Below are 18,989 nucleotides of genomic sequence, written 5' to 3'. Positions count from 1 at the left end.
ACGGACGCCTAGGAACGGACGGGTTCGACCTTGCGCCAGCGGGCCTCGCAGAGCGAGTAGAGGCCGTAGACGACCAGACCGGCCGCGACGGCGATCAGCAGCCAGGGGCCCGCGGGCGTGTCGGCGAACTCGCGCAGCGTGCCGTCCAGGCCCTTGGCCTTGTTCGGGTCGAACGTGATGGCCGCGTGCGCCAGGAACGCGCCGACCGCGCCGAACACCAGCCCGCGGGCGATGTGCCCGACCACGCCGAGCGTCTTGACCACGGGCCGCACGCGCGGGCCCATCTTCTCGGTGTGCAGCTCCTTCTGGAACTTGCGCCGGACGGCCGTGACGAGGTTGGCGACGCCCACCGCGAGGAAGCCGATGCCGACCGCCAGCACCAGCCAGCGTCCCCCGGGCTCGGTCATGGCCCTGGCGGTGAAGGTCTTGGACTGGCTGTCGCTGGAACCGCCCCTGCTGCCCAGAGCGAAGGTCAGCGCGCCGGCGAAGCCGACGGTGTAGACGAGCCCGCGCCCCAGCGAGGCCAGGCGCTTGGTGGCCTTGCGCCCGTCCGGCACCGGCTGCCCGTAGACCGCCTCGTAGAACCACAGCAGCGCGAGGCCGGCGAATCCGACCGCCAGCGCCCAGACCAGGAACATCCCGCCCGGGCTCTCCGCGACGGTCCGCAGGGCGCCCTTGTTGTCGGCCTCTTTGCCGCCGCCGTTGCCGAACCCCACCTGCACGGCGAGCCAGCCGATGAGCAGGTAGATCACCCCGCGGGTCGCCAGGCCCGCACGGACCAGCCCCAGGAACACCGGGTTGTCCGCGGCCTTCCGGCCGGCCCGCCGCACGGCCCGCCCAGCCGTGTTCGCCGTCATCTGATCGTCCTCCCTGTTCAGGTCGGACGGCTTCTGCCCCACAGCAAAAGGGTCAAACGCGGCGAATGCCGACCAAGGTCAGGTCAGACCTGCTCGGCGGGCCCGTTCGACGGCCGGGCCGATGGCCTCGGCCAGGGCGGTGACATCGGCGTCGGTGGAGGTGTGGCCGAGCGTGAAGCGCAGTGAGCCGCGGGCCCGGTCGGGGTCGGCTCCCATGGCCAGCAGCACGTGGCTGGGCTGGGAGACTCCCGCGGAGCAGGCCGAGCCGGTCGAGCACTCTATGCCCCGGGCGTCCAGGAGCATGAGCAGCGCGTCGCCCTCGCAGCCGGGGAACGAGAAATGGGCGTTGCCCGGCAGGCGGTCGGCGGGGTCGCCGTTCAGCTGGGCGTCCGGGACGGCCGTGCGGACCGCGTGGATCAGGCTGTCGCGCAGGGTGGCCAGGCGGGCAGCATCCTGTTCCAGGTGGGCCTTGGCGGCCTGGACGGCGGCGGCGAACCCGGCGATGGCCGGGGTGTCGAGCGTTCCGGAGCGCACGTCGCGTTCCTGGCCCCCGCCGTGCAGCACCGGGACCGGGTCCAGGCCCTTGGCCAGCAGCAGCGCGCCGACGCCGATCGGGCCGCCGAGCTTGTGGCCGGTGATCGTCAGCGCGTGCGCGCCGCTCGCGGCGAACGCGACGGGCAGCTGGGCGGCGGCCTGGACGGCGTCGGTGTGGAACGGGATGCCCTGCGCGCGGGCGATCGCGGCGAGCTCGGCGACGGGCTGGACGGTGCCCACCTCGTTGTTGGCCCACATGACGGTGATCAGCGCGACGTCCGCGCCGCCGTCGGGGCCGAGCGCCTTCTCCAGGGTCTCGGGGCGGACCCGGCCGACCTCGTCGGCCTCCAGCCACTCGACCTTGGCGCCCTCGTGCTCGCCGAGCCACTCGACGGCGTCCAGGACGGCGTGGTGCTCGGTGGAGCCGGCCAGCACCCGCGTACGGGCTGGATCGGCGGCGCGGCGGGCCCAGAAGACGCCCTTGACCGCGAGGTTGTCGGCCTCGGTGCCGCCCGAGGTGAACACGACCTCGCTGGGGCGGGCGTCGAAGGCCTCCGCGATGATCTCGCGGGACTCCTCCACGACCCGGCGCGCGCGGCGGCCGACCGCGTGCAGTGAGGACGGGTTGCCGAGCTCGCCGAGCTCGGCCGTCATCGCCTCGATGGCCTCGGGGCGCATGGGGGTCGTCGCCGCATGGTCGAGGTAGGTCACCACGGCGTCAACATTATCCGGACGCCCCCGATTCCCCGGGCGGGGGAACGGTACGGCTGTGACGAACCGGACATGAGGGGAAGTTGCCGACTGTACCGTCCGGTCGGTACAGTAAAGAAGTCATGAAGAAAGACGCTCTCCTGGACGCCGCCGAGGCCGTGCTCTCCGAGCAGGGCACTCAGGCGCTCACGCTCAACGCGGTCGCGGACCGCGCCGGCGTGAGCAAGGGAGGGCTGCTCTACCACTTCCCCACCAAGGAAGCCCTGGTCCAGGCGCTGGTGGCACGGGTCATCGAGGAGTTCGACGACCTGATCGCCTCCTACGACGACGGCTCCCCCGGCTCCTACACGCGGGCCTACGTGGAGGCCACGTTCGCGGTCCTCACCGACGGCTCGCGCACCTACCGACGATGGTCGGCCATCACGGCCGCCGCGACGGATCCGGAGCTGGCCGAGCCCCTGAACGAGGCCATGAGGCGCTGGCACGGCAGGGACCCCGGCCAGGATTCCGACCCGGTGACCGCGATGGCCGTGCGGCTGGCAGCCGAGGGCCTGTGGGAAGTGGTGAGCCACGCGCCCGAGCTGTACGGGGACGCACAGCTCGCCGCGTTGCGCGAGAAGCTGCTCAGCCTTCTCCAACGGTAGGGGCCGGGCGCGCTTCGAGCCGTCCCGCCCGCGACGTCCACCCGACGTCCCGCCCCTTCGTGACGCCCTTTCTGGCCGTCCGCGCCAGAACGCAGTAACCACCACCGAAGTAACCCCAGACGACGCCGTTCGCGCGGTGGCGGCGGCAGCCGCGCGCGCTCACGGCTCGCTCCCCTGTGAACGGGGCCCGCGTGCCCCACCAAGTCTCGAAAGAGGTGAACCATGCTGTTCCGCGCTCGCCTTGGAACGTTCCTGACCTTTGCACTCGCAGGTCTGCTCTGTGGCGTGTGGGTGGCCCGTATGCCCGCCCTGGCAGCCAAGTTCGGCACCAGCGAGAGCGAGATCGGCATAGTCGTCCTCATCTGGGGGCTCGGCGCCATCGTGGCCATGCAGGGGCTGCGGGCGATCATCTCCCGGGCCGGCAGCCGCGCGGTCCTGCGGGTCGCGCTGCCGCTCACCGCCGTGTCGTACGTGCTGGTGGCGCTCGCGCCCACCTACGGGGTGCTGCTGGTCGCCGTCGCGCTGTTCGGCATGGCGTTCGGCATCACCGACATCGCGATGAACGCGCAGGGCACCGTCGTCGAGCAGGCGTACCGCCGCCCGATCATGAGCGGCATGCACGCCGGCTGGTGCGTCGGCGCGATGAGCGGCGGGCTGTTCGGCGTCGCCACCGCGGCGGCCGGGCTCGGCTTCACCGAGACCGTGCTCACCGCCGCCCTGCTGTCGCTCCCGGCAGGCCTGGCACTCGGCCGCACCTACCTGGCCGACCCGGCGGCGCCCGTCATCCGCGGCGCGAACGGGCGGCGCGCCCGGATGCCGCTGGCCGTCTACCTGATCGGCGCGCTGGCCTTCATCGCCTTCATGGCCGAGGGGTCGATCGCCGACTGGAGCGGGCTGCTGCTGCACGACGAGATGAACGCCACGCAGGCCGTGGCCGCGCTCGGCTACCCGATGTTCGAGCTCGCGATGCTGTTCGGGCGGCTGGCGGGCGACCGCGTGCGGACCCGGATCGGCACCCGGCGGCTGCTGTTCTCCGCCGGGATCGGCACCGCGCTGGCGATGACCGTCGTCGTCTTCGCGCCGTCGGCGCCGTTCGCGATCGCCGGGTTCTTCCTCACCGGCCTGGTGGTCTGCACGGTCGTCCCGACGACGATCTCGCTGGCGGGCTCGGCCGCGCCGGACCAGCCGGCCGCCGCGGTCGCGCAGGTCGGCGCGATGGGCTACGGCGGGCTGCTGCTCGGCCCGGTCGTGGTCGGCTTCCTGTCGGACGCGACCTCGCTGCGCGTCGGCGTCGGCATCACGGTCGTGCTCGCGCTGCTGATCGCGTTCGGCGCCCGGCGCGTGCCGCTCGGCTCGGGCGACATCGCGGGCGGCCTGGGCCACGCGGTCGACCCGGCGGACGCGGCCGGCGAGACCGCCGCCGCACCCGTGGCGGCGGACGCCGAACGGGAGCCCGTCGCCGCCTGAATTCGAGGCGATCCGATATAACGCCCACATGGGTCAGTGGCAGGTACCGGGCTATACGGAACTGCGCGTGCTGGGCGAAGGGGCGCAGGGACGCGTCGTGCTCGCGCGGCACGACGCGTCCGGCCGTCCGGCGGCGATCAAGTATCTGTCCGAGCGGTTGTGCGAGGACGAGACGTTCCGCGAACGCTTCCGGGACGAGGCCGACCTGCTGCGACGCGTCCAGAACCCCTACATCGCGCGGCTGTTCGGGCTGGTCGAGGTCCCCGAGGGCGCCGCGATCGTCATGGAGGCGGTCGACGGCGTCCCGCTGAAGGCCGTGCTGGCCGAGCAGGGCACGCTGGCCCCCGAGGCGTCGCTGGCGGTCCTGAAGGGCTCGCTGCTCGGCCTGGCCGCCGCGCACGGCGCCGGGGTCGTTCATCGCGATTACAAGCCCGCGAACGTGATCGTCCGGCCGGACGGGCTGAGCAAGCTGATCGACTTCGGCATCGCGGTGGACGCGGGCGAGGCCGGGCGGTCGGGCACGCCGGTCTACATGGCCCCCGAGCAGTGGCGGGACGAGCCCGCCTCCCCCGCCACCGACGTGTACGCGGCGACGTGCGTGTTCTACGAGTGCGTCACCGGCCGCCGCCCGTTCACCGCCGACGACCAGGTCGCGCTCATGGGCAAGCACCTCACCGGGCCCATCCCGGTGGAGGAGGTCCCCGCGGCACTGCGGCCGATCATCGAACGCGGGATGGCCAAGGACGCCTGGGGCAGGCCTCCGGGCGCTGCGGCGTTCGTGAACGAGCTGGAGCAGGCCGCGACCGCCGCGTACGGCTCGGACTGGGAGCAGAGCGGCGTGCGGGCGCTGGCGGGAGCGGCGGTCGCGCTCGCGGCGCTCTTCCCGCTGACCGCACTGGGCCTGGCCCCGGCGGGCGCGGGAGCCGCGGGAACCGCCGGAGCGGCGGGCGCAGCGGGCGCGAGCGGCGCGACGGGTGCTTCCAGCGCGACGAGCACCGGTGTGCTGGGCGCGCTCGGCGCCAAGGGCGCGGCCGGGATCGCCGCCGCCGTGGTGGTCGGGGCCGTCGGCGTCGGCGGCGCGGTCTACTACGCGAGCGCCGATGACAAGCCCAAGCCGAAACCCACACCCACGGCGGCCGCGCAGCCGATGTCGTTCGACCTCAAGCCGCTGGCGGCGCAGTCGCAGACGGTCACGGGCGGCGGCCGGTGGCAGGCGCGCGGGCAGGTCGTCACCGTGTCCGGGGGCCCGAACCCGGCGGTCGGGCAGAAGATCGACCAGGCCCTGCGGGCGCCGCTCGACGCCTACTTCGTCGCGGCCCGCAGGATCCTCGGCAGCCAGAGCTCGGGCACCTACACCACCACCGTGAAGCCCGTGATCCGCCTGCGCGGTCCGAAGCTGATCTCGGTGATGTACGACACCGACATGCTCGGGCAGGTCGGCACCGGCTGGGGCCAGTCGCGTGGCGTCACGGTGAACCTCACGACGGGCGCCGCGTACGGCGCCGCGGACCTGTTCCAGGCGCCGGTGACCGCGCGTCTGGCCGCGTTCAACAAGGCCGTGCTGAACCACCTGCCGGGCAAGAGGTGGTGCCGCGAGGAGCCCGACCACGGCGGGATCACGACCAAGGAGCTGAACAGCGGGGACGCCGCCATCGCGCTCGGCAGGACCGACCTCCAGTTGAAGATCGTGACGGCCGCGATGGGCTACCTGGGCGCGTGCGGCGGGGTCGCGGCGAAGGTCCCCTACAGCGAGATCAAGGATCTGCTGAAGCCCGAGATCCTCGCCGCGATCCCCTACCCGTAGGCGCCTGTGGGCGGCTACTTCTTGATCGCGTAGGCCCGGATGACGGTCTGGTCGACGCCCGGCGCCAAGGCCCGCAGCGAGACGAAGCCCTGCTGCGGGTTGGTGAGGGTCGCCGTCCACTTCTTGCCGCTGCCGGTCACCGCAAGGGGCTTCCAGGTCTTGCCGTCGTCGCTCGACACCCACAGCTTGGGCTTGGCGGCGGCGGTGATGGTGAGCCGCTGGGGCTTGCCGGCCTGCGCCCGCGAGCGTGCGTCCAGCGGGGTGCCCCAGACGATCGACGGCAACGGAATGACCTTGCCGTTCTTCACGGTGAAGCGCCAGACGGCGTGCTGCCGGATCGCCAGGGGCGCGGCGCGCTTCTCGTCGACCGTCAGCGTGTAGACGCCCGGCTTGGGGACGGGCCACTTCCACGCGGCGCCCGGCTGGTCGTAGCTGTAGACGACCTTCCCCTTCGCGTCACGCAGGATCGACTGGCCGGTCGCACCCGGATAGGGCGCCATCATGCTCGTGCCGGACCCGGTGGAGTGCATCGGGATGAACAGCGCCGGCTCACCGCCGTCGTGCTCGCCCCAGATGACGACGCCGCCGCGCGGGCCGAACGGCGCGGGCGTGAGAGAACGCCGGTAGGAGCCCGCCTTCGGGAAGCTCACCGTGCCGTTCCAGACCTCGGTCGTATCGAAGTCGAACTGGCAGTCGGGCTTGCCGTTCATCCAGTCGAGACTCCACTTGAAGCCGGGCGTGTAGTACTCGGTGCGGACGGCCGGGGCCGCGCCGATGCCGGTGAAGAAGCCGATCGCCCCGGCATTGTCGGCCCAGGCGACGCCCGAGTGGGCGCCCGCGCACGCCGCGCGGCCGTCGGTCCCGTACGTGGTCCGCACGGCGGCGAGGTTCTTGGTCTTGGCGTTCAGCGCGGGCCTGTGCGGGATGCCGCCCTTGAACTCGCGCGCCACGTTGTAGAGGTACGGGCTGCCCGACTCGGCGCCGTTCCGCGTGAAGAGCGCCTGGATGCCGAGGATCAGGCCGGGCGCGGCCCCGGTCGGTGTGATGTAGGCGTTCTTGAGGCCCATGAAGTACGAGGTGGCGACCCGCTTCCCGGCGATCAGCTGGGAGACGCGCAGCTCGCCCTCTCCGAGCTTGGCGTCCGCGCGGTCCACGCTGACGGCGACCGGCTCGGCCTTGCGCGCGTCGAGCATGATCTTCGTGCCCGCGGCCACCTTGACCTGCGGCAGGTAGACCAGGGCTGCGGAGGTCGTGCCGTTCGGCTCCTTGGTGTTGACGTGGGTCAGCACCGCGTAGCGCCCGGCGGGAAGGTCGCCCTGCACGTGACCGCCCTTGACCTCGGCGTAGAGCGAGTCGCCGCCGGCCAGCGGGTAGAGCTCCACCATCGCGTCCACGGCCTTGCCGGTACGGTCGAGCACGTCGAGCGTGACCTTGACCCCCGCCCGGGTGGCCGACAGCGCCTGCGCCTTCGCGGGCTTCTGCCGTACGCCCGTCACCGCTTCGCCGCGCAGCCCGTGCGGGTAACGGTCGCGGGCGGCGGACGGCGCCTGCTGGGCCTGCGCCGCGGCGACCCCACGGGCGTTCGCCTGGTCAGGCCCGTCCAGTGCCACCACGCACGCCGAACCGGCGGCCACCGCCGCCACCGCCGTCGCGGCGACGAAGCTCTTCTTCCCGGCCAAGGGATCTCCCTCCAAAGGAACAGGCCCGCACGAACGCACGGGCCTCGGGGAGAGTCATGTCCGGACGACGGAGATCATTTCAACGCGAACGCCCCGTTCCCAAAAAGCGGGAACGGGGCGTCGCCGAGCGGAACGACAGCGCGCTCACTTGCGCTTGTTGATCTCCTCGGTGAGCTGCGGGGCCACCTGGAACAGGTCGCCCACGATGCCGTAGTCCACGAGCTCGAAGATCGGAGCCTCGGGGTCCTTGTTGATCGCGATGATCGTCTTCGAGGTCTGCATGCCGGCCCGGTGCTGGATGGCGCCGGAGATGCCGACCGCGACGTACAGCTGCGGCGACACCGTCTTGCCGGTCTGGCCGACCTGGAAGGAGTGCGGGTACCAGCCGGCGTCGGTCGCGGCGCGGGAGGCGCCGACGGCCGCGCCGAGCGAGTCGGCCAGCGCCTCGATGATCGTGAAGTTCTCCGCGCCGCCGACGCCGCGGCCACCGGAGACGACGATCGCGGCCTCGGTGAGGTCGGGGCGCTCGCCCTTCTCCTGCACGACCTTCTCGACGATCTTGGCGCCCTTGTCGGCGTCCGACAGGGTCACCGAGACGGCCTCCTCCGCGCCGGCGGCCGGGGCGGCCTCGGGCGCGATGGAGTTCGGGCGGACGGCGATGATCGGCGTGCCGGCCTTCACCTTGGCGTGCGCGATGATGCCGCCGCCGAAGATGGAGTGCTCGGCGACGCCGGCGTCGGAGACGTCCACGACGTCGGTGAGGACACCGGAGCCGATCTTGATCGCCAGGCGGCCCGCCACCTCCTTGCCCTCGGCGGTCGCCGAGACCAGCACCGCGCCCGCGGACTTGTCGGCGACCAGCTGCGCCAGCACGGCGGCCTTGGGGGCGACGACGTAGGAGGTCAGCTCCTCGTCGGCGGCCACGTAGATCTTGGCGGCGCCGTACTCGGCCAGCTTGTCCTTGGCGCCTTCGGCGCCAGGACCGATCCAGACGGCCGCGAGCTCGCCCAGACGGCGGGCGGCCGTCAGGAGCTCCAGCGACACCTTCTTCACTTCACCGTCGACGTGGTCGACGAGGACGAGAATCTCAGCCATTGTTCCTAATCCCCTTCCTCGCTCAGACGAACTTCTTCGACGCGAGGAACTCGGCGATCTTCGCGCCGCCGTCGCCCTCGTCGGTGACGATCTGACCCTGAGCGCGCGGCGGGGCCTCGGCGAAGTCGACGACCTCGGTGGCCGCGTTCGCCAGGCCCACCTGGGACCCGTCGATGCCCGCGTCCGCGATGCCGATCGTGTCGACCGGCTTCTTCTTGGCCGCCATGATCCCCTTGAACGAGGGGTAGCGCGGCTCGTTGATCTTCTCGACGACGCTCACGACCGCGGGCAGGCTCGCCTCGACCTTGTCGAAGCCGTAGTCGGTCTGCCGCTGGATCTTGATGGACGTGCCGTCGATGTCGACCTTGTTGGCCAGCGACAGCTGCGGTACGCCGAGGCGCTCGGCGAGCATCGCGGCGAGCACGCCGGTCCGCGCGTCGGTGGACTCCGAGCCCAGCACCACCAGGTCGAAGCCGGTACGGCCGAGGGCCTGCTGGATGGCGTAGGAGGTCTGCAGCGCGTCCGACCCGGCGAGGCCGTCGTCGATCAGGTGCACGGCCTTGTCGGCGCCCATGGCGAGGGCCTTGCGGATCGAGTCGGTGGCCTTGTCCGGGCCCATGGACAGAACGGTCACCTCGCCGCCGTGGGCCTCCTTGATGCGCAGCCCCTCTTCGATGGCGTACTCATCGAGCTCGTTGATGACACCGTCCGCGGCCGCACGGTCGAGCGTGCTGTCATCGGACTTCAGCTTGCGCGGGCTCTCCGTATCGGGAACCTGCTTCACCAGGACGACGATGTTCATGGCCGGTGGCCGACCTCCCTGCACTCAGTTGGCCGCTGGGGAAAGCGGACAGTGGGCGCCGCCCAGGGCGGGTCGACGCGAGTCTGATCTGCACAGCCTGCCAAACACCCGAACGTGCTTCGGCTCCGGGTCCCCGCTTGGGCCGTACGGTATCAATATTACCGATGAGTAACCTGCTGGCAAATCCCAGCTCGTGAGACCTTACCCACGCTCGGCGGACACCGCCCGTCCCGTTCGCGCTCCGCGATGCCGGTGACGCAGATCACCCCAGAGTGCTCTGCCAGCGCGCGATCGCGCTCTCCACCGAGCTCTGCAGCCCGTACATCGGGGCGAAGCTCGGCGTCAGCGAGATCGCTCCGACGACCGCCATGAACGCCAGCAGCCCGAGCACGACTCCGGCCACCGCGATCCCGCGCGGCGCGACCGGCGCGAGAAGGCGCTGCATGCCGAGGCGCGGCCCGCGAACGCCGGGCGCGGCCCACAGGGCGGCGACGCCCGCCGCGGCCCCCAGGCCGGCAGCGGCCAGCGGGTCGACCTCGAAGCCGAAGAGCGACAGCGCGACCAGCCCCAGCGTCACGACCGCGCCGCACGCCGCCGCGTACGGAAGGGTGACCAGCGTCCGCCCGACCGACAGCGCGCGCTCGCGTCCCGTAGGGGCCACCAGCATCCGCAGCAGCACGACCGCGGCGACCGACAGCACGATCCCGAGCACGGGCATCATCATCGCCACGGCCGCCACGATCACCACGACCATGGCCGACAGCAGCCGGGCCCAGGCCTCGGCCACCAGCTGCACGCGCGACACGGCGGGCCGGGGGCTCGCCGCCACCGGCTCGTTCACCGGCTCGGCCACCGGCTCCTCACGGGCGGCGGGAACCTCGACGGCGGGCGCCCGGGGCACCGCGGCCGCCGCGACCACCACCGACGTGTCCCCCGCGCCCGAAGCCGCCCGGCGCGTGGACGTGCCGGGCTCGCTGGAAGCGGGCGCGGGCGCTGCCGCGGGCTTGGGCTTGGGTGGGGCGGGTGCCGTAGCGGGCTGGAGGTCCAGCGCGGCGACGGCGGTGATGAGGTCGGCGGGGCTGGGACGTGCGGCCGGGTCCTCGTCGGTGGCGGACCACAGCAACGGCTCGAGAACGGAGGGGATCGCGGCGTCCGGGCCGCCGGTCGCGGCGAACGCGACGACCTCGGCCCAGGCCCGGACGTCCTCGGACTCGTGGGCGGGCTCGGCGATGGCGAAGTCGATGACGACGGGCGAGCCGTCGACGACCAGGATGTCGCGGGGCCGGAGGGCACGGTGCGAGAGGCCGGTCTCGTGGATGGCGGCGAGGGCCTTGGCCAGCCCGACGGCGAGGCGCCCGAGGTCGGCGCCGGTGAGGGCGCCCTGCTCGGCGACGTGCTCGTCCAGCGGGCGGCCGGGCACGAACCGGGAGACGAGGTAGGGCCGGTCGGCGTCGGGATCGGCGTCCAGGACGTCGACCACGTACGGGCTTCGAACGTTCCGCATGGCCTTCAGGTCGGCGCGCAGGCGGTCGCGGGTCTCCGGCGGGAGCAGCCTGATCGCCACGTCGCGGCCGTCGGGGCCGGCGGCTCGGTGGACGCCGGCGCCCTGCTGTGCGAGCAGCCGGTAGGGGCCGATGTGTTCGTGGCTCATAGCGGGATCCACCCTAGGGGCGGTCGGGTATGGATCATGAATAGCCGAGACGGCGGAGTTCGGTCTCCAGCATGGCCAGGTGGCGGTCCACCTCGTCGCGGTCGTAGGTCTCGCGGAGGCGGCGCAGGGTGAACTCCTTGTCGCGGATCTCGTCGGCGCCGATCACCTGGGCCAGGTTGCGGCGGTCGCCGTCCAGCCAGACCCGGGCGGAGGCGAGGAAGGCGTCCACCTCGGCCGGGTCGTAGCCCTCCTTGAAGCGGGCCTTGGTGAAGCGGGCCGCCTGGACGATCGCCACGGCCTGGCGTACGTCCACGAACTGGCCGGGGAAGATCGAACGGTTCGCGAGCAGGGCCTGGGCATGCGCGGCGTAGGTCTTGGCGGCACGGACGATCTCGGCGAGGCGCGGGCCGTTGGCGGGCACGCCGGTGCCGGTCTCGGCGTCCCGTACGGCCTGGGCGGCGGCGGCAAGGGCGCGCCGGGCGTAACCGGCGGTGTGCTCGGCCCATGTGCCGCCGATCGCGCGGCAGCGTTCACCGGCGGCCAGCTCGCGCTTGCACTCGGTCAGCGACACCTCGATCACCGACAGGGTGAGCGCCAGCCCGGTGCGGGAGAACGTGGCGCGGCCGGTCACTGGCGGCTGCGGCTTGGGCCTGGCCGCCGGGCGCTGTGCGGCGGGCTGCCTGCGGGGCCGGAGGCGCGGCGCGATCGAGCCGGGGTTGACGAACCGTGCCGCCAGCTCGGACGCGGTCGGGCGCAGGTCCGGATCCTTGTCCAGCGCCTCGTCCAGGACCTCGCGCAGGTCGCCGGTGATGCCGTCCAGGTCCGGCGTGCCCGACAGGACGCGGCGGACGAACGCGGCGGGGCTGGTCGCCTCGTAGGCGCGGCGGCCGGTCGCCGCGTACGCCACCGTCGCCGCCCACGCGAAGACGTCGGCGGGCGGGCCGACCTGGCGGCCCTCCAGCACTTCGGGCGCGACGTAGCCGGGGGTGCCGATCGGGCCGCGGGTGAGCGGCGTCGCGTCGGCCAGGAACGCGATCCCGAAGTCGATGACGATCGGTTCGCCGCCGACCAGCATCACGTTGCCGGGGTTGATGTCGCGGTGCACGCTCTCGGCCTTGTGCACGGCGGCGAGCGCGTCGGCGACGCCGCCCGCCACCCGCAGCAGGCCGTTGCGTTCGAGGGGGCCGCGGCTGCGGACGGTGTCGAGCAGCGAGGTGCCCTCGACGTAGCGGGTGACGATGTAGGGCGGGTCGTGGTCGAGCCCCTGGTCCATCAGCTCCACGACGTGCGCGCTGCTGATCCGCCGCATCGCCTCGACCTCGCGCCGGAGCCGGTCCTTGGCCTTGAACTCCTCGGGCAGGAACGGGTGCAGCGTCTTGATCGCGACCATCAGGCCCTCGTCCGTACGGGCGAGGAACACGTCCCCCATCCCGCCGCGGCCGAGCTGCTGGAGCGGCTGGTACGGGCCGATCGGGTCGAGGGGCCGGGCGCGGCCCGCAGGCCGGGACCCGCCCGTGCCGGTACCGCCCGTGCCCCCGGTACCGCCCGTGCCGTAGGTGCCGCCGGTCCCGCCCGTTCCGCCGCCGGTGCCGCCCTTGGAGCGCAGAACGATCGACTCCGGCCGCAGTGCGCGCAGGCGCCCGATCAGGTCGGCGGCGGAGGGACGCGCCCTCGGGTCGTAGGCGAGCGCGTCCTCGAGCATCCCGCGCAGCTCTTCGGGGACGTCGCCCAGGTCATGGTCGCCCCGGATGATCCGCAGGCAGACGGCGGCGTCGTTGGGCGCGTCGTAGAGGTCGCGGCCGGTCGCCGCGTAGCCGACCATCGCGGCCCAGGCGAAGATGTCGGCCGCCTCGGCGGCGTCCTCGCCCTCCAGCAGCTCGGGCGCCAGGTAGCGCCAGGTGCCCGAGCGCCCGCCTGTCTTGGTCAGCCGGGTGTCCTCGATGCCGTGCGAGATGCCGAAGTCGATGACGACGGGCTCGCCGCCCTCCAGCAGCACGTTCCCCGGCTTGATGTCGCGGTGCACGATCCCGGCCTTGTGGATCGCGTCGAGGGCCTCGGCGGTCCCGAGCGCCACCCGCCACAGCGCCGTGCCCGACAGCGGCCCGGCCACCCTGACCTGGTCGATCAGCGCCGGGCCCGGCACGAACCGCGTCACGACGTACGGCACATGCGCCTCGACGTCGAAGCTCAGGACCTGGGCGACGCGCGGCGTGGCGACGCGGCGCATGGTCTCGACCTCGCGGCGCAGCCGGGTGCGGGCACCGCCCTCGCCGACCAGGTGCGGGTGCAGGGTCTTGACCGCGACCATCGCGCCGCGCGGGTCCTGGGCGCGGAAGACCTGGCCCATGCCGCCCGAGCCGATCAGCTCGACCGGACGGTACGGGCCGATCGAGGGCGGGAGCGTGCCGCCCGACGGCGGGCTCGCGGGAGGCGGGTTCGGTGGAGGCTGGCTCGCGGGAGGCGGGTTCGCGGGAGGCGGGTTCGCAGGGGGCGGGGAACTGGCGGCTGGGGGGCTCACCGCGGGCGGGAGGTCGCCGGTGACCGGTCCCGCCCAGGTGCCGTCACCGGCCCGGGATCCGGTCGACGAGGTCTCGGACATCGTTCCGGAGGCCGTCCAGGTTCTGGCTCATCCCGTTCACCGGGGTGGTGTCGGGCGGTTGCTTCTGCGACAGCACGACCAGCACGCCCGCGAAGACGCCCAGCACGATCGCACCGGCCAGGGCGACCTCGGCGCGGGGCAGTACGGCGCCCCACAGCCGCGCCAGCTGGCGGCGCGGCGCCCCGCTGCCCGGGGCCAGGCAGAGCAGGCCGATCACCACCATCGCGCTGTAGGAGATGGCGCGCGAGGCGTTCATGTCGGGGTAGGCGAACATCAGCACGCCGAGCACGATCAGGCCCGCGAACAGCGACAGGCCGCCGAGCAGCGCGGTGACGATGATCGCGCCGGGCAGGTGCAGCGGCGACTTCAGCGTCGCGGCGACGGCGTCGCCCGAACGCGGGCCGCGCCGCGTGCGCTTGCCCTCCATTCCCTTGGCCGCCTTGTCGCCCGCCCGCAGGATCAGCACGCCGACACCGGTCACGGCGACGGCGAGCAGCGGCGCGATGTTCGCGAACGCGAGCAGCGCGACGAGGACGATCAGGCTGAGCACGCGGTACCAGCCGTACGGCTTGGGCCGCTCGGCGTCGCCGGGCTTCCGGTCGGGCTTGGCGCGCCCGTCCTGGCGGGCCGGCGGCGGGCCGTCGGGGCGCTGCTGCCGCGACTCGGGGCGCTGCTGGGCGCCCGCGCCGTACGGGTCGTACGGTGCGCGCTGGTCGTAGGGGCCGGGCGCGGGCGGACCGGGCGGCGGCTGCTGCTGGGGCGGGAGCCCGCCACGGCGCGGCCGGGCGTTCGTCTGGCGCTGGTAGGGCTGCGCGTAGGCGTCCTGGTCGTAGGTGCCGGACTCGTACGCGCCGTGGCCGGGAGGCGGTCCGGGCGGAGGCGCGGCGGGCGGCAGCAGCCCCTTGAAGTCCTTCGGCTGCGACGGGACGGGAGCCGCCATCGGCGCGGGCGAGGCCGTCGACGAGGGCGGCGGGCCCGGCGCCGGAACGGAGTTGGAGGTGGACGACGGGCGCGAGCCCGACTCGGGCATGGTCACCTCGGGGTCGCCGGTCGTCCCGTCGGCGGCGGTGGCCTCGGCGTCGTAGTCCGAATAGTCGGCCGAGGTCTGCGGCGACGGCTGGGACGGCATGGCGAACTGCCGGGCGTGGTCGGTGGGCGCCTCCGAGCCCATGGAGGACGCGGCGGCCGCCCCGGCGGCTCCGGCGGCTCCGGCCGCACCCGCGGCACCGGCCGCACCGAAGACTCCGGCCGCTCCGGCGGCGCTGGTGGACGGCAGCGACGAGCCGCTGTCGGGCCGGGTGTAGTGCTCGTCGATCCGGGTCTGGTCGGTGATCGTCGCCTCGAGCTGCAGGCGCCGGGTCAGCTGGACCAGGCTCACCGCGGTGGGCCGTTCGGCCGGATGGCGAGCCATCGCCGACCGGATGACCGGCAGGATCGCCTCCGGCATCCCGCTCAGGTCGGGGGTGCCCTGCATGATCTTGTAGAAGATCGACTCGAACGTGCCGGAGCCGAACGGCGGCCGTCCGGTGGCGGCGTAGGCGACCGTGCCCGCCCAGGCGTGCACGTCGGAGGCGGGCCCCGCGTCCTCGCCCTCGATGATCTCGGGGGCCAGGTAGCCGGGCGTGCCGATGACCATGCCGGTCGCGGTCAGCCGGGTCGCGTCGGCGGCCTGCGCGATGCCGAAGTCGATGATGACCGGCTCGCTGTCGACCAGCATGACGTTGCCGGGCTTCAGGTCGCGGTGCACGATGCTGGCGCCGTGGATCGCCGACAGGCCCTTGGCGAGGCCGGTCGCGAGGCGCTGCAGCGCCTGGCCGTAGATCGGGCCGGACTCCTCGACGATCTCCTCGAGGGTGCGGCCCGGCACGTACTGGGTGACGATGTAGGGCTGATCGGCGGTGACGTCGGCGTCAAGGATCTCGGCCACGTGCGGGCTGTGCACCCGCCGGTTCGAGTCGACCTCGCGGGCCAGGCGGCGGCGCGCGGTCGCGTCACCGGCGACCTGCGGGCGCAGCACCTTGATGGCCACGTTGCGGCCTTCGGGGTCGGCGCCCAGATACACGACACCCATGCCGCCTTCCCCGAGAGTCTGGAGAACGCGGTAGTGGCCGATTCGGTCCCCGGACGTGACAACCCCCTTCATCGTTTCCGAAACCCTACCCTCGCCCAAGACGCAAAGAGGATCTAACCGGCGTCACGCGGCCCTCACGCGGCCACCTGCTGCCGCTGGGTGATCCCGCCGCTGCGCTGCGCGTCCGGAGTGCTCGTCCACTGCGCGTCGGCGGCCCACTCCGCGAGGCTCCCGGCGAACCAGCGCGCCGACGGGCGGGTGGCCGGGTCGCGGCGCAGGCCGAGCCGCAGCAGCGAGGCGAGCGGCTCCCCGACGCCCTCCAGGTCGACCTGGCCGCGCAGGATCCGGAAGCAGACCCCGTGCAGCGAGCCCCGCCCGAACGGGTGCCGTCCGGTGGCGGCGTAGGCCATCGTCGCGGCCCAGGCGTACACGTCGGAGGCGGTGGTCGCCCGCTCGCCCTCGATCAGCTCGGGCGCGAGGTAGGCGGGGGTGCCGATGACCATGCCGCGGCGGGTGAGCTGCTCCGCGCCGGTCTCCTGGGCGATGCCGAAGTCGATCAGCGTGGGCCGGTCGCCGAGCACCATCACGTTCCCCGGCGCCACGTCGCGGTGCAGGACGCCCGCGTCGTGCACCGCCGCCAGGCCGAGCGCCAGGCCGCGGGCCAGCCGCAGCAGCCGCGCGCCGCGCATCGCCCCGTAGGCCTCGATCAGGTCGGCCAGCGGAGTGCCCGGCACGTACTGCATGACCACGTACGGCTGCTCGCCGCCCACGCGCCCGCCGAGCAGCCGCGCCACGTACGGGCTGGCCACCCTGCTCTGCGCGGCGATCTCGCGCGCCAGCCGGCCGCGCCCCTCCGCGTCGCCCGCGAAGTCGGCGGTCAGCTCCTTGAGCGCCACCTCGCGGCCGAACGGGTCCACCGCGAGGTGGACGACCGCCGTGCTCCCCCGGCCGAGCTCCGCCAGCAACCGATGTCCGTCCAGCCGCCGATGCTTCCCCATACACCCTTTGACGCCAAGAACAGGGCATCCGTTCCTACCGAAACCGATTCGTGATCATGAACGTCGGGCGAACGGAAGGTGTGCGGGGCTCGCCGCCGGATTCCGTCCGACCTGGAGGGCGTCAGCCCTTGCGGGCGGCCTGCCGGGCGCGGCGCTCCTCGCGGCGGGTCTCGAACTTGGTCGCGGCCGCGTCGAGCTGGCCCATGAACTCGCCGAGCTCCTCGCGCGCCTTCTCGCCGTCGCCGGTGAGGCCCTCCAGGTCGAAGACGCCCCACTTGCGCAGGATCGGGCTGATCACGTCGTCGTGGTGCAGCCGCAGGTCGTAGATCCCCGCGTTGGCGATGATCACGGACTTGCGGAGGAACCCGTCGATGCTGTGGCCGGGCATCTGGAAGCCCTTGACCACGTCGGTGATCGCCCGCATCGTCTGGTCCGGCGCGACCTGCAGGCACGCCGAGAGCAGGTTGCGGTAGAAGATCATGTGGAGGTTCTCGTCGGCGGCCACGCGGGTGAGCATCTGCTCACAGATCGGGTCGTTGGAGACCTTGCCGGTGTTGCGGTGCGCCACGCGGGTCGCCAGCTCCTGGAACGAGACGTAGGCGGCGCCGTGCAGGAACGAGTCGCCGTGGTCGGCGTCGTAGCCCTCCTGCATGTGCTTCATCCGGGCGCGGTCCAGCGCGATCGGGTCCACCGCGCGCGTCACCGTGAGGTAGTCACGGATCACGATGCCGTGCCGGTTCTCCTCGGCGGTCCACCGGTTGACCCAGTAGCCCCACGCGCCCTCCTTGCCGAAGACGGTGGCGATGGCGTTGTGGTAGCCGGGCAGGTTGTCCTCGGTCAGGAGGTTGACGATCAGCGACTCGCGGGCCTCGACGCTCAGCGTGGAGTCCTCGGGCGTCCAGCCGTCGCCGCCCATCGGCCCGTCGAAGTCGCGGCCCTGGCTCCAGGGCACGTACTGGTGCGGGAACCATTCCTTGGCCATGGACAGGTGGCGGTCGACCTCCTTGGCCACCACGGGCTCCAGCTCGAGCATCAGGTCGGTCTGGGTCTTGGCTTCGGGCGACACGGACATGCGTGAGAATCCTTCGCTATACGCGTATACGCAACCTACTAAAGCGTAGGTTACGAGTCTTCGCGATCTGCGCGAGAGGCGTCAAGTCACCTCAGTCACAATCAACTCAGGCGATTTTTTGTCGAGCCCCTTGCAACCGACTCCCTGGTCACTCGCTTGGTGAGCACTTATTGGGAGTCGGCCGCCTGCTTCCACATGAGGGTAGCGGCAGCCCTGAGCAGGGGCCTCGGCACCAGCTTCAACGCGGGCATGGCGGCCTTGTACTGAAGGCCCGGCACGCAGAGTGCACGGCCCGTCGTGACGGCCGCGAGACCGGCCCTGGCCACGTCCTCGCGCCGCAGCCACAGCAGATTCGGCTCCGACTCCTCGTCCGTACGGGTGAATCCGGGACAGAGGGCGGTCACGTGGACGCCCTGCCCCGCCACCTCCGCGTGCAGGCTCTCGGAGAACGACGCGACGAAGGACTTGGTCGCCCCGTACACCGCGCTCCCCGGGGACGGCGCGAACCCGGCCATCGAGGCGACGTTCAGGATCCCGCCCCGGCCGCGTTCGATCATGCCGGGCAGGGCCGCGTGGGTGAGGCGCATCAGCGCCGCCACGTTGAGGTCGACCTCCTTGAGCTGATCATCGAGGTCCGACTCGGCGTACGGCCCGAACGCGCCGTACCCGGCGTTGTTGACCAGCAACTCGACCGGCTCCGAACGCAACCGCTGTTCCACCGCGCCGCGCTCGCCCGGATCGGTGAGGTCGGCCGCCATCACCTCGACGCCCACCCTGTAGCGCTCCACCAGGTCACGGGCCAGCTCGTCCAGCAGGTCCGCCCGCCGGGCGACGATCACAAGGTCGGTCCCGCGCATGGCGAGAAGCCGGGCGAAACTCTCACCGATCCCGCTGGAGGCGCCCGTCACGAGCGCGGTTCGGTAGGCCTGTCGCATGGCGGGCGATCGTATCGGTTGACGTGCTGTTTGACCGGCATCTTCCCGGGTAGCGGCCGACACGTCGCAG

At 72.7% G+C, this 18,989-nt stretch carries 14 protein-coding genes; 3 read left to right on the top strand and 11 right to left on the bottom strand.

What is annotated here, in order from left to right; all coding sequences use genetic code 11:
• Positions 1-8 precede the first annotated feature (8 nt).
• Together J4573_RS25980 and J4573_RS25975 are read right to left on the bottom strand one after the other, a co-directional pair.
• Complete coding sequence (locus tag J4573_RS25980) at positions 9-857, bottom strand: DUF1206 domain-containing protein (RefSeq protein ID WP_208258429.1); 849 nt, start codon at positions 855-857, stop codon at positions 9-11.
• 78 nt (positions 858-935) lie between these two features.
• A complete protein-coding gene (locus J4573_RS25975; RefSeq protein ID WP_208258501.1) occupies positions 936-2,102 on the bottom strand; it encodes a cysteine desulfurase family protein in 1,167 nt (388 codons plus the stop codon).
• A 122-nt stretch (positions 2,103-2,224) separates the two neighbouring features.
• On the opposite strand from J4573_RS25975, the gene J4573_RS25970 reads away from it, so the two are divergent.
• The 3 genes from J4573_RS25970 to J4573_RS25960 all read left to right on the top strand — a co-directional run bounded on the left by J4573_RS25970 (position 2,225) and on the right by J4573_RS25960 (position 6,017).
• Positions 2,225-2,746: a TetR/AcrR family transcriptional regulator gene (locus J4573_RS25970; RefSeq protein WP_208258428.1), complete on the top strand. Its 522-nt coding sequence runs from the start codon at positions 2,225-2,227 to the stop codon at positions 2,744-2,746.
• 222 nt (positions 2,747-2,968) lie between these two features.
• Positions 2,969-4,213, top strand: coding sequence for an MFS transporter (locus tag J4573_RS25965; protein WP_208258427.1), 1,245 nt, complete (start codon positions 2,969-2,971; stop codon positions 4,211-4,213).
• A 28-nt stretch (positions 4,214-4,241) separates the two neighbouring features.
• Entirely contained in the window at positions 4,242-6,017 is a 1,776-nt protein-coding gene (locus J4573_RS25960) for a serine/threonine-protein kinase (RefSeq protein ID WP_208258426.1), read from the top strand.
• A gap of 14 nt (positions 6,018-6,031) precedes the next feature.
• Here the strand turns inward: J4573_RS25960 and J4573_RS25955 are convergent, their stop codons facing one another.
• The 9 genes from J4573_RS25955 to J4573_RS25915 form a co-directional block, all read right to left on the bottom strand.
• Positions 6,032-7,696, bottom strand: coding sequence for a hypothetical protein (locus J4573_RS25955; protein WP_208258425.1), 1,665 nt, complete (start codon positions 7,694-7,696; stop codon positions 6,032-6,034).
• Between the two features lie 144 nt (positions 7,697-7,840).
• Complete coding sequence (locus tag J4573_RS25950) at positions 7,841-8,791, bottom strand: electron transfer flavoprotein subunit alpha/FixB family protein (RefSeq protein ID WP_208258424.1); 951 nt, start codon at positions 8,789-8,791, stop codon at positions 7,841-7,843.
• Positions 8,792-8,813: 22 nt separating this feature from the next.
• Positions 8,814-9,593, bottom strand: a complete 780-nt coding sequence (locus J4573_RS25945; RefSeq protein WP_208258423.1) for an electron transfer flavoprotein subunit beta/FixA family protein — start codon at positions 9,591-9,593, stop codon at positions 8,814-8,816.
• A 262-nt stretch (positions 9,594-9,855) separates the two neighbouring features.
• Positions 9,856-11,244 carry a protein kinase domain-containing protein gene (locus J4573_RS25940; RefSeq protein ID WP_208258422.1) on the bottom strand — a complete coding sequence of 463 codons (1,389 nt, stop codon included), beginning with the start codon at positions 11,242-11,244 and terminating at the stop codon, positions 9,856-9,858.
• 34 nt (positions 11,245-11,278) lie between these two features.
• On the bottom strand, positions 11,279-13,843 hold the full coding sequence (locus J4573_RS25935; protein WP_208258421.1) for a protein kinase domain-containing protein: 2,565 nt from the start codon (positions 13,841-13,843) through the stop codon (positions 11,279-11,281).
• Positions 13,806-15,986, bottom strand: coding sequence for a serine/threonine-protein kinase (locus J4573_RS25930; protein WP_279575575.1), 2,181 nt, complete (start codon positions 15,984-15,986; stop codon positions 13,806-13,808). Before J4573_RS25930 ends, J4573_RS25935 begins: the two co-directional genes overlap by 38 nt.
• A gap of 62 nt (positions 15,987-16,048) precedes the next feature.
• Positions 16,049-16,912, bottom strand: a complete 864-nt coding sequence (locus J4573_RS25925) for a serine/threonine-protein kinase (protein ID WP_208258419.1) — start codon at positions 16,910-16,912, stop codon at positions 16,049-16,051.
• 121 nt (positions 16,913-17,033) lie between these two features.
• Positions 17,034-17,984, bottom strand: coding sequence for an acyl-ACP desaturase (locus J4573_RS25920; protein WP_208258418.1), 951 nt, complete (start codon positions 17,982-17,984; stop codon positions 17,034-17,036).
• 167 nt (positions 17,985-18,151) lie between these two features.
• On the bottom strand, positions 18,152-18,919 hold the full coding sequence (locus J4573_RS25915) for an SDR family NAD(P)-dependent oxidoreductase (protein WP_208258417.1): 768 nt from the start codon (positions 18,917-18,919) through the stop codon (positions 18,152-18,154).
• Between the last annotated feature and the right edge of the window lie 70 nt (positions 18,920-18,989).

Origin of the sequence: Actinomadura barringtoniae (genome assembly GCF_017573505.1) — a bacterium.
Lineage (GTDB): Bacteria > Actinomycetota > Actinomycetes > Streptosporangiales > Streptosporangiaceae > Spirillospora > Spirillospora barringtoniae.
The sequence above is the reverse complement of the archived record's forward strand: the minus strand, read 5'-3'. Positions and strand labels throughout refer to the sequence as shown.

Coding starts and splice junctions, on each gene's coding strand:
- J4573_RS25980 (WP_208258429.1), bottom strand. CDS start 857: ATGACGGCGAACACGGCTGGGCGGGCCGTGCGGCGGGCCGGCCGGAAG.
- J4573_RS25970 (WP_208258428.1), top strand. CDS start 2,225: ATGAAGAAAGACGCTCTCCTGGACGCCGCCGAGGCCGTGCTCTCCGAG.
- J4573_RS25965 (WP_208258427.1), top strand. CDS start 2,969: ATGCTGTTCCGCGCTCGCCTTGGAACGTTCCTGACCTTTGCACTCGCA.
- J4573_RS25960 (WP_208258426.1), top strand. CDS start 4,242: ATGGGTCAGTGGCAGGTACCGGGCTATACGGAACTGCGCGTGCTGGGC.
- J4573_RS25950 (WP_208258424.1), bottom strand. CDS start 8,791: ATGGCTGAGATTCTCGTCCTCGTCGACCACGTCGACGGTGAAGTGAAG.
- J4573_RS25945 (WP_208258423.1), bottom strand. CDS start 9,593: ATGAACATCGTCGTCCTGGTGAAGCAGGTTCCCGATACGGAGAGCCCG.
- J4573_RS25940 (WP_208258422.1), bottom strand. CDS start 11,244: ATGAGCCACGAACACATCGGCCCCTACCGGCTGCTCGCACAGCAGGGC.
- J4573_RS25935 (WP_208258421.1), bottom strand. CDS start 13,843: ATGTCCGAGACCTCGTCGACCGGATCCCGGGCCGGTGACGGCACCTGG.
- J4573_RS25930 (WP_279575575.1), bottom strand. CDS start 15,986: ATGAAGGGGGTTGTCACGTCCGGGGACCGAATCGGCCACTACCGCGTT.
- J4573_RS25925 (WP_208258419.1), bottom strand. CDS start 16,912: ATGGGGAAGCATCGGCGGCTGGACGGACATCGGTTGCTGGCGGAGCTC.
- J4573_RS25920 (WP_208258418.1), bottom strand. CDS start 17,984: ATGTCCGTGTCGCCCGAAGCCAAGACCCAGACCGACCTGATGCTCGAG.
- J4573_RS25915 (WP_208258417.1), bottom strand. CDS start 18,919: ATGCGACAGGCCTACCGAACCGCGCTCGTGACGGGCGCCTCCAGCGGG.